The sequence below is a fragment of the Tropicimonas marinistellae genome (assembly GCF_001509585.1).
Taxonomy (GTDB): Bacteria; Pseudomonadota; Alphaproteobacteria; order Rhodobacterales; family Rhodobacteraceae; genus Tropicimonas; species Tropicimonas marinistellae.
Window position 1 is genome coordinate 1 of record NZ_LNCI01000025.1, and the last position, 10,220, is coordinate 10,220.

At 63.8% G+C, this 10,220-nt stretch carries 11 protein-coding genes; 7 read left to right on the forward strand and 4 right to left on the reverse strand.

The window, feature by feature from the left end; all coding sequences use genetic code 11:
• Positions 1-113: 113 nt before the first annotated feature.
• The 4 genes from fusA to ARC39_RS24920 form a co-directional block, all read right to left on the reverse strand.
• Entirely contained in the window at positions 114-2,231 is a 2,118-nt protein-coding gene (gene fusA / locus ARC39_RS24905) for an elongation factor G (protein ID WP_068119531.1), read from the reverse strand.
• A gap of 27 nt (positions 2,232-2,258) precedes the next feature.
• Complete coding sequence (rpsG, locus tag ARC39_RS24910) at positions 2,259-2,729, reverse strand: 30S ribosomal protein S7 (protein WP_068119536.1); 471 nt, start codon at positions 2,727-2,729, stop codon at positions 2,259-2,261.
• A gap of 12 nt (positions 2,730-2,741) precedes the next feature.
• Complete coding sequence (gene rpsL / locus ARC39_RS24915) at positions 2,742-3,113, reverse strand: 30S ribosomal protein S12 (protein WP_008182915.1); 372 nt, start codon at positions 3,111-3,113, stop codon at positions 2,742-2,744.
• Between the two features lie 229 nt (positions 3,114-3,342).
• The gene (locus ARC39_RS24920) at positions 3,343-4,275 is read right to left on the reverse strand and encodes a DMT family transporter (RefSeq protein WP_236545401.1); all 933 of its coding nucleotides are present in this window, start codon (positions 4,273-4,275) and stop codon (positions 3,343-3,345) included.
• A 246-nt stretch (positions 4,276-4,521) separates the two neighbouring features.
• On the opposite strand from ARC39_RS24920, the gene ARC39_RS25905 reads away from it, so the two are divergent.
• From ARC39_RS25905 to ARC39_RS24950, 7 genes are all read left to right on the forward strand, one after another.
• Positions 4,522-4,674 (forward strand): hypothetical protein, encoded by a 153-nt coding sequence (locus ARC39_RS25905; RefSeq protein ID WP_161471011.1) that lies wholly within the window; start codon positions 4,522-4,524, stop codon positions 4,672-4,674.
• 12 nt (positions 4,675-4,686) lie between these two features.
• Positions 4,687-5,646, forward strand: a complete 960-nt coding sequence (locus tag ARC39_RS24925; protein ID WP_068119549.1) for an endonuclease/exonuclease/phosphatase family protein — start codon at positions 4,687-4,689, stop codon at positions 5,644-5,646.
• A gap of 69 nt (positions 5,647-5,715) precedes the next feature.
• A complete protein-coding gene (locus ARC39_RS24930; RefSeq protein WP_068119542.1) occupies positions 5,716-6,420 on the forward strand; it encodes a ZrgA family zinc uptake protein in 705 nt (234 codons plus the stop codon).
• Positions 6,421-6,441: 21 nt separating this feature from the next.
• Positions 6,442-7,164: an ABC transporter ATP-binding protein gene (locus ARC39_RS24935; RefSeq protein ID WP_068119544.1), complete on the forward strand. Its 723-nt coding sequence runs from the start codon at positions 6,442-6,444 to the stop codon at positions 7,162-7,164.
• Positions 7,164-8,411 (forward strand): ABC transporter permease, encoded by a 1,248-nt coding sequence (locus tag ARC39_RS24940; protein ID WP_068119552.1) that lies wholly within the window; start codon positions 7,164-7,166, stop codon positions 8,409-8,411. Before ARC39_RS24935 ends, ARC39_RS24940 begins: the two co-directional genes overlap by 1 nt.
• Positions 8,412-8,420: 9 nt before the next feature.
• Positions 8,421-9,485 (forward strand): hypothetical protein, encoded by a 1,065-nt coding sequence (locus ARC39_RS24945; RefSeq protein ID WP_068119547.1) that lies wholly within the window; start codon positions 8,421-8,423, stop codon positions 9,483-9,485.
• Between the two features lie 7 nt (positions 9,486-9,492).
• Positions 9,493-10,020 (forward strand): DUF3299 domain-containing protein, encoded by a 528-nt coding sequence (locus tag ARC39_RS24950; protein WP_236545402.1) that lies wholly within the window; start codon positions 9,493-9,495, stop codon positions 10,018-10,020.
• Positions 10,021-10,220: the final 200 nt, after the last annotated feature.

The following is a 10,220-nucleotide window of genomic DNA, read 5'->3' on the forward strand; positions in this document are numbered from 1 at the left end:
TACGCTCAAACTTTTCCTTTGCCATGGTGGCCTCCTTGTTCGCTCGGGTGGCGGGGTCTCCCCGCCCTACGGGTGATGGGTAGGGCGGGGTTCACCCCGCCATCCCGGTATCGTTATGCGTATTTCGCCTGAATCTCGTCGGAGATGTTCTGCGGCACCGGATCGTAGTGGTCGAACTGCATCGTGAACTGCGCCCGGCCCGAGGACATGGAGCGCAGGTTGTTGATGTAGCCGAACATGTTCGCCAGCGGCACGAAGGCGTTGATTGCCACGGCATTGCCGCGGGGCTCCTGGCCGGTGACCTGACCGCGACGGGACGTGAGGTCGCCGATGATGCCGCCGGTGTATTCTTCCGGCGTGATCACTTCGACTTTCATGATCGGTTCCAGCAGCTTGGCGCCGGCCTTCTTCATGCCCTCGCGCATACCCATGCGGGCCGCGATTTCGAACGCCAGAACGCTGGAGTCGACGTCGTGGAACTTGCCGTCGATCAGCGCCACCTTGAAGTCGATCACCGGGAAGCCGGCGAGCGGGCCGGAATCCATGACCGACTTGATGCCCTTCTCGACGCCCGGGATATATTCCTTCGGCACGGCACCGCCAACGATACGGCTCTCGAAGGAATAGCCTTCGCCCGGTTCCGTTGGGGTGATGATCATCTTCACCTCGGCGAACTGGCCCGACCCACCCGACTGCTTCTTGTGGGTGTAGGAATGCTCGACCTCCTTGGAGATGGTCTCGCGGTAGGCCACCTGCGGCGCACCGATGTTGGCCTCGACCTTGAATTCCCGCTTCAGGCGATCAACCAGGATGTCCAGGTGAAGTTCGCCCATGCCCTTCATGATGGTCTGACCGGACTCGATGTCGGTCTCGACGCGGAAGGACGGATCCTCGGCGGCAAGCCGCTGCAGGCCCTGGGACATCTTCTCCTGGTCGGCCTTGGTCTTGGGCTCGACGGCGATCTCGATGACCGGATCGGGGAAGGTCATGGTTTCGAGGACGACCGGCTCCTTGGCGTCGCAGAGCGTGTCGCCGGTGGTCGTGTCCTTCAGACCCGCAAGCGCGATGATATCGCCGGCAAATGCCTCTTCGATCTCTTCGCGGTTGTTGGAGTGCATCATCATCATACGACCGATGCGCTCGCGCTTGCCCTTGGTGGAGTTCAGGATCGAGTCGCCCTTGTTCATCACGCCGGAATAGATCCGGGTGAAGGTGAGGGAGCCCACGAACGGGTCGTTCATGATCTTGAACGCCAGACCGGCGAAGGGCATGTTGTCGTCCGCGCGGCGGGCGATGTTGCGCTCCTCGGTCTCGTCGCCGGGCTTGAAGCCCATGTAGTCGACAACGTCGAGCGGGCTCGGCAGGTAGTCGATCACCGCATTGAGCAACGGCTGAACGCCCTTGTTCTTGAACGCCGAACCGCCCAGCACCGGAACGAATTCCAACGCCAGCGTGCCCTTGCGGAGCAGGCTGCGCAGGGTCGCCACATCGGGCTCCTCGCCTTCGAGGTAGGCCTCCATGGCGTCGTCGTCCATTTCGACGGCGGCCTCGATCATCTTCCCGCGCCACTCTTCGGCGACATCCTTGAGTTCGTCGCGGATCTCGACCTGCTCCCAGGACGCGCCGAGATCGTCACCCTTCCAGAGCCATTCCTTCATGGTGATGAGGTCGATCTGGCCCTCGAGCTCGCTCTCCGCACCGATGGGCAGAGCCACGGGCACGGCACGCGAACCGGTGCGGTCCTCGATCATGTTCACGCAGTTGAAGAAATCGGCGCCGATCTTGTCCATCTTGTTGACGAAGACGATCCGCGGAACGTGGTAGCGGTCGGCCTGGCGCCAGACGGTTTCGGTCTGGGGTTCGACACCGGCATTGGCGTCCAGAACGCAAACGGCACCGTCGAGCACGGCCAGGGAACGCTCGACTTCGATGGTGAAGTCGACGTGGCCGGGCGTGTCGATGATGTTCAGGCGGTGCTTCTCGGTATCGGCGGTCTTGCCGTCCTCGGTGCGCTCCCAGAAGGTCGTGGTCGCAGCCGAAGTGATGGTGATACCGCGCTCCTGCTCCTGCTCCATCCAGTCCATCGTCGCCGCGCCATCGTGCACTTCGCCGATGTTGTGGGACTTGCCGGTGTAGTAAAGGATACGCTCCGAGCAGGTGGTCTTGCCGGCATCGATGTGGGCCATGATGCCGAAGTTGCGGTAGCGGTCGAGGGGGTATTCGCGGGCCATGGGAGGGTCCTTAGGCGTAAAGTGGAATTACCATCGGTAATGGCTGAACGCCTTGTTGGCGTCGGCCATCTTGTGGGTGTCTTCGCGCTTCTTGACGGCGCTGCCGCGGGAGTTCACGGCATCGACCAGCTCACCGGCCAGCCGCTCTTCCATCGTGTTTTCGTTGCGGGCGCGTGCAGCGGCGATCATCCAGCGGATGGCCAGCGCTTCACGACGCTCGGTCCGGACTTCGACGGGCACCTGGTAGGTCGCGCCGCCAACCCGGCGGGAGCGAACCTCGACCGACGGCTTGACGTTGTCGAGGGCCTCGGTGAACACCTCGATCGGGGAGCGCTTCAGCTTGCTCTCGACCCGGTCCAGGGCGCTGTACACGATGCGCTCGGCGACCGACTTCTTGCCGTCGATCATCAGGTTGTTCATGAATTTGGTCAGCACGATATCGCCATATTTGGCGTCGGGCAGGACTTCGCGCTTCTCAGCAGCGTGACGACGGGACATGTCAGTCTCTCCTTACTTGGGACGCTTGGCGCCGTACTTCGAGCGACGCTGCTTCCGATCCTTGACGCCCTGGGTATCCAGAACACCGCGCAGGATGTGGTAGCGCACGCCGGGAAGGTCTTTCACACGACCGCCGCGGATCAGCACCACCGAGTGCTCCTGCAGGTTGTGGCTCTCGCCGGGGATATAGCTGATGACCTCGAAGCCATTCGTCAGACGAACCTTGGCCACTTTCCGCATGGCCGAGTTCGGCTTCTTCGGCGTGGTGGTGTAGACGCGGGTGCAAACCCCACGCTTCTGCGGGCAGCTTTCAAGGTGCTGCGACTTGGATCGTTTTACTTTCGGCTGCCGCGGCTTGCGGATCAGCTGTTGGATCGTCGGCATTCCGGTTCCCCAGTCTAGCTTTCTTCTTCTTCTCGCGCGTACCGCGAGGGGTTCTTTTTCGTGCTCGCACATTGCGCGTCCGCAAAGCGCGAAAAACCGCTGGCGTTTCCTCGTACGCGGAAACGACACGGGTGGGTTTACAGAGGATCGGGGCGCCGGGCCCGGATCTTGACCACTTCAGTCCTGTAGGGTCGGTCGAACGGACTCCCCGCGACCGAGTGGGCGTGCTCTAGATAGAATCGTCCGGGTTGTCAACAGAAGCTTCATCCCTTGGGGGATGGAACCCCGCGGCGGCCCGGCTTCGAGCCAGTTTCTGCTCGCGCCGGAAGGTAAATATGCCGGTCGAAACCACCACGCACGCGCCCAGCAACGTGAGCGTATCCGGCCAGTCGCCGAATACCACGAACCCGAGCAGCAGCGCCCAGAGCAGGGAGGTGTACCGGAACGGCGCGATGAAGGCGATCTCACCCGTCCGCATGGTGAGAGTCGAGAAGAGATACCCGCCGATGATCATGACGGAGGCGCCGGCCAGGGAGACCCAGTTTTGTACCGAAACGGGCTGCCAGGGTTCGCCCAGCATGCCAATGGCGCCGAAACCGAGCACGCCGGCGGATGCGGCGATGGCGATGGTCATCGACGGCGTCTCCGACGATACCTTGCGGGCGGCCAGATCCCGCACCGTAACGCAGGCGACCGCGATGACGACGTAGACCGAATAGACCGTGAAGCCCTCGGCGCCGGGGCGGACAATCAGCATCACGCCGGCAAAACCGACCAGAATGGCCGTTAGCCGCCGCCATCCCACGGCCTCCCCCAGGAACACGGCGCCCGCCAGCGTCACCGTCAGGGGAAGGGCCTGCATGATCGCGGTGGCGTTTGCAATCGGCATGTGAAAGAGCGCCGTAAGGAAGAAATACGCCGCGGCCACTTCCCCAACGGTGCGCAGCACAACCATCGCCCTGTCCTGTCGCGGCAAGCGCAGGCGCAACGATCCCGTCGCGGCTGCCAGCAGAATCATGAGCACGGTGCTCGCAATGCCCCGCAGGAACACCGCCTGAAACATCGACATGTCGTTGGCGGTCGATTTCAGGAAGGCGTCGTTCAGGGTGAACGACGCCATTGCCGCCGACATATACAATGCGCCGCGTACATTGGGTGACACGAACGATCCTTCCGAAATGTGATCTACCGGCGATGGGGTACCTCCGGCTCCATGTCAATGGCGCGGTGTGATGTTGTCCGGGCAAACGCGCACACCTTGATTCCGGTCAAAGAACCTCTTTGATGAGGGGAACTACGCTGATCATGGCGCGACGGCCCGATTATTCCGGCACCGAAGCCGGAGCCCGCCGCATTCGGGTTCGCGACCTTCGACCCGGCCGAGGCCGTTGTTTCAATGGAGGAACCCATGAGGATCAGAACGTTTCTCGCAATCCTAGGCGTCGCCGCACTCGGATTTGCCTGCACGGACACGGAGCACTACCCGATCACCGGCGAGGAATGTGCCCCGACAGATCCGGTGCAGGATCTTTCCGTGCAACAATGCGATCCGCCGGCATAGGCCCCGCACGTGGTGCGCATTGCCACATTCAACGTCCAGAACATGCGCCTGCGAAAGCTGGACCAGGGTGACATGCGGCTCGATGGCGCGCGGGACGGCGATGTCCCGTCGGACAACACGGCTTCCGCTCCGGGCCTCGACATGGCGGATCGCCGGCTAACGGCGGCCGTGCTTCACGACATGGACGCCGACGTCGTCGCCCTGCAGGAAGTCCACGACCAGGAGACGTTGGATCACTTTCACGACCGGTTTCTGGTGCGGACCGGGCTTCGGCCCTATCCGCATCGGATCTGCCTTCCCGGCAACGATGGCATGGGGCGCAATATCGCCCTGCTCAGCCGCATCATGCCGACAACCGTGAAGAGCCACGCGGCGCTACGTCCCGAAGACCTCGGGTTGAGCCCCGCGGCAGGCCAGCCACCCTATCGCCCGCTCTTCTGCCGCGACTGTGTGCAGGCCGACGTCGAGGGGCTCACCCTGTTTCACTGCCACTTCAAGGCCCCCTACCCCGACGCCGACGCCACCTTTGCATTGCGCAGAACCGAGGCGCTCGGGTTGCGCCGCCTGATCGAACGCGGTTTTCAGGACCCGTTGGCGGCGCACTGGCTCATCCTCGGGGATCTGAACGAGCCCGATGCCCGCGTGCCACTCGCCGAAAAGGCAATTGCACCCTTGCTGGACGGATTTGCGGTCGATCTCCTGGAGCGTCGCCCGCAAGGACAGCGCTGGTCCTATCACGAGATACGGCGCGACGTTTATTCCCGCCCCGATTCCATTCTCTGTTCTCCCGCGCTGGCCGTGGCGAATCCGAACGCCATTCCGCGCTTGCTGCGCGAGGGTCTGTCTCGCGAGGCGGAAGCCTATCCGGGACCGCGCTTGCACGGCGTGGGCGAGCACCGTCCGCACGCCAGCGACCATGCCGCGATCATGATAGACCTTTACGCGGAGGGAATGACGCGGGACCGTTCTTGACTTCTCCGCGCGATTTGCGTTTTGGATATGTAATATCATTCCAATTCTGCCAAGAATGACGGAGCTTCCATGACTCGCCTCTGCCTCACCACAGTCCTTGCCGCGCTCGCCGCATCCGCCGCCAGCGCAGAGACCCGCCAACTTGACGCGCACGAACACGGGGCCGGAACGCTCGACATCGCGATCGCCGGAAACATCATGGAGATCGCGCTTCGCGCGCCGGGCGCAGATATCGTCGGATTCGAACACTCGGCCGAAAGCGACGCCGACAAGGCCGCCGTTGCCGAGGCGATAGCTGCGCTGTCAGACCCCGCTGAATACCTCACCCTGCCAGACGCCGCCGAATGCCGCGCGACCGACACGGAAGCCGAACTGGAGTCGCTGGGCGAGGAGGACCATCACGACGACGACGAACACGCGGCGCATGACCACGAGGAGTCGGAGGCGGACGATCACGCGCACGAAGACGAACACGATGACCATGCAGAAGAGCATGCGGACGACGACAATCATGATGACCATGCGGAAGAGCATGCGCATGACGACGATCATTCGGACGAAGACCATGCGGACGAGGCCGGCCATACCGAGTTTCATGCCCACGCGACCTTCACCTGCGCCGCGCCGGACCAGATCGACAGTATTGCCTTTCCGTATTTCGAGCGGTTTCCCGGCGCGCAGGAGCTTGAGATTCAGCTCGTTTCCGACAAGGGTGGCTTCGGCGCCGAAGTCACCCGCGACGACCCGGTGCTCGATGTGAAAGGCAAGTTCTGACCACCAAGTCCCGAGCCAATTGTGACCGACCCGAGCCGCCCCACGACAGCAGATGCCATCGCCATCAGCAATCTGCGCTTTGCATGGGGCGGCCGCCGGCGCTTCGGCCTCGCGGTCGACACCTTCTCGGTTCGTCGCGGTGAGACGGTTTTCCTCTTCGGAGAAAGCGGTTCGGGCAAATCCACCCTCCTGAGCCTTGTCTGCGGGGTGAACAAGCCGGCTTCCGGGCAGGTGGAGGTGGACGGCACCGACCTTGGCGCGCTGCGCGGTGCGGCGCGCGACCGGTTCCGAGCCGAGCGGATCGGCGTGATCTTCCAGATGTTCAACCTGCTGCCCTATGCCAGCCCGCTCGACAACATCCTCCTGCCCCTGCATTTCGCGCCGGAGCGTCGCCAGCGCTGCGGCGATCCACGCGCCGCCGCGCTTGACCTGACCGACACGCTGGGGCTGTCGCGGAGCCTGATCGAACACGCTCCGGCGGCCGACCTGAGCGTCGGTCAGCAACAACGGGTCGCCGTGGCGCGGGCGTTGATCGGGCACCCCCCGCTCATCATCGCCGACGAACCGACCTCCGCGCTCGACGCCGGCGCGCAATCCGCCTTCCTCGACCTGCTGTTCGAGCGCGTGCAAGCCTTCGGCGCGACACTGGTGTTGGTCAGCCACGACGCACGGCTCGCCACCCGGTTCGACCGCGAGGTGAGCCTGTCGGACATTGCGCGGACCCATCGGGAGGACGCCGCATGATCCTCCTGCGACTGGCCATTCGCTCGTTGATCAGCCGCCGGATCACCGTCGGGCTGACGGTTCTGGCCATCGCGCTCTCGACCGCGCTCTTCCTCGGCGTGGAGAAGGTGCGCACCGGCGCGCGCGCCAGCTTTGCCGACACGATCTCCGACACCGACCTCATCATCGGCGCCCGAACCGGCGGCGTGCAATTGCTCCTCTATTCCGTGTTCCGGATCGGCAATGCGACCAACAACATCACCTGGGAAAGCTACGAGGACGTGATCTCCCAACCCGGTGTCGCCTGGGCCGTGCCGATCTCGCTGGGCGACAGTCATCGCGGCTTCCGGGTCATGGGCACCACCGCGGCGTATTTCGACCGCTACAAGTATCGCGGCGGGCAGGATCTGACACTCGCCGAGGGGAACCGCTTCGACGATCTCTTCGATACCGTCATCGGCGCCGATGTCGCCCGCCAGCTGGGCTACCGGATCGGAGACCCCATCGTCGTCGCCCACGGCCTCGCTTCCTTCACCGAACATGACGACAAGCCCTTCCGCGTCGCCGGTATCCTCGCCAAGACCGGCACGCCGGTCGACCGCACCGTGATCGTGAGCCTCAAGGCCATCGAAGCCATCCACGTGGACTGGCAGGAGGGCGCGCAATCGGCCAACCCGGTGTCCGCCGACGCGGTGCGCGGGATGGACCTCGCTCCGTCGGCGATCACGGCGGCGATGATCGGGGTGGAATCGCCGTTGCAGGTCTTCCGGCTGCAACGCGCGATCAACGAATACCGGGAGGAACCGCTGATGGCCGTCATCCCGGGCGTCGCGCTGCAAGAGCTCTGGGAGATCGTTGGGGTGGCCGAAACCGCGCTGTTCGGCGTCTCCGCCATGGTGGTGGCAACGGCGCTCATCGGCATGGCGGCGATGATCTTCTCCGGCCTCAACGAACGGCGCCGCGAGATGGCGATCTTCCGCGCCGTGGGCGCCCGGCCCGGCACGATCCTCGGCCTCCTTGTCCTGGAGGCCGCTCTGATGGCTGCTGCAGGTGCCGCCCTCGGCGTCGCCCTTCTCTACACGGGATTGTGGATTGCGCGCCCCTACGTGGATGCGGCATTCGGATTGTACCTGCCGATTTCCGCTCTCACGCCGCGCGAATGGGCCGGGATTGCCGCCGTCGTCGCGGGCGGTACACTGGTCGGGTTCTTTCCGGCAATCCGAGCCTATCGGATCTCGCTTGCGGACGGAATGACCATCCGCACCTAGGAGGAGGCCATGCGCTACCCATCGCTGCTACCCGCACTCGCGCTCGCGCTCGCCGTGCGTGCGGATCCGGCGTCGGCCTGCGCCTTTCATAACTACCTGCCGGAACAGACGCTCGTGGACCGGCTGCTTGCCACCGAAAACGTCGTCCTGGCCCGCCCGAATCCGGAGGATCCGTTCCGCTTTCAGGCCGTCGAAGCGCTCGAAGGAACAATGGCGCAGGCGGACCTGCCCACACTTGTCGACAGCACGACGCGCCGCAAGCTCGCCCTGAACCCGGACGATACGGTTCTCTTCGCCCGCGATGACGGAGCCTACGGCCCCTTCCTGCGCCTTGCCTATCTCGACCCCGCCCATCGGGACGTGGTCGAGACGATCATGGCGCACAAGGAAAACTGGATCATGGGCGACGATCTCGGCCGGTACCAGTACTTCGCAGATCTCTTGCAACACCCCGACCCGGCGATCCATGCCCTCGCGCTGCGCGAACTGGACACGGCGCCCTACGACCTCCTCCGCTCCTTGTCGCTCACCCCAAACCCCGACCGCATTCTCAAATCGCTCTGGATTCCCAGCGAGATGCCCTATCAGCCGATCCGCATTCTGCTGCTTGGATTCACGCAAGGCGAACACGCGCAGACGACGCTCTCAGCAGGCCTTGAACGCAGCCGCAAGTCCGGCGCGACCACCAACCTCGGTCCCTATGCAACGGCTGTCGTGGAACGAGACGGCATCGCCGGGGTGACGCGTCTCGTGGAGATGTTCCTTGCCGACACCCCCGCGCCAGCCGATCAGGTCGAACTTGTTGTCGAAGCACTGGCCATCCATGCCGGTGCCGCCGCCCCCGAGAGGCGCGCAGAAATCCTCACGACACTGGCCAACGTTCTCTCCAGCCATCCCGAACACGCCGGTGCCGTGGCACGCCAGTTTCAATTCCGCTATGACTTCGGCATGGGCGATGCACTTGCACAGGTTCTGGAAAGCGGACAGATCCGCTCCGCCAATGCCGCCATTCCGGTGTCGACCTATGTCATGCTGGCGCGCCAGGATCAGAGCTTTGCCACCGAGACGGAGTAAACACCCCATGAAAACGGTCCTTGGACGGCGTCCCTTTCTCCGCCTCTGCATGGCCCCGGCCCTCGCCGCGGCCGTGCCACTGCGTGCCTCCGAAGAGGTCATCGAGATTGATTGGGCCGACCTGATCCCCAGCGAGACCGACGCCATCGGCAGCGCCTATGAAACGCTTGGGATTATCGGTCACGATCAGATCAGCGCAGCGCCTGCCGATCCGGGTTTCGCGCCGGTCACCGATGCCTATACCGGGAAGCAGATCCGGATCCCGGGCTACGTCGTGCCGCTCGAATACCTCAGCACCGGCGTGACGTCCTTCCTCCTCGTGCCCTATGTCGGCGCCTGCATCCACGTGCCGCCGCCGCCTTCCAACCAGCTCATCCTGGTCGACAGCGCCGAACCGCAGGAATTCTCAGGCTTGTTCGAGCCCGTCTACGTCACCGGAACCCTCGGGACGACGGCCGCCGAGACCGATCTTGCGGATGTCGGCTACTTCCTGCGCGCCGATATTGTCGAGCCGTATACGTTCGATGCCGACTAGGCACAGCCTGGCATTGTCATGAGTCTGGCATTTTCATGAGTTGAGGAAAGCCGGACGCACCTGCCACACCGCTTTCCGCGCAAGTTCACGGCTCCCATCGACACGCGAGAACACGGCGCATGCGAGACGGCGTTAAGAAACCGGCATGGCTATGCGTTCGGAATTTGGATGCGGTTGATTTTCATCTGTATTGAGAGTTA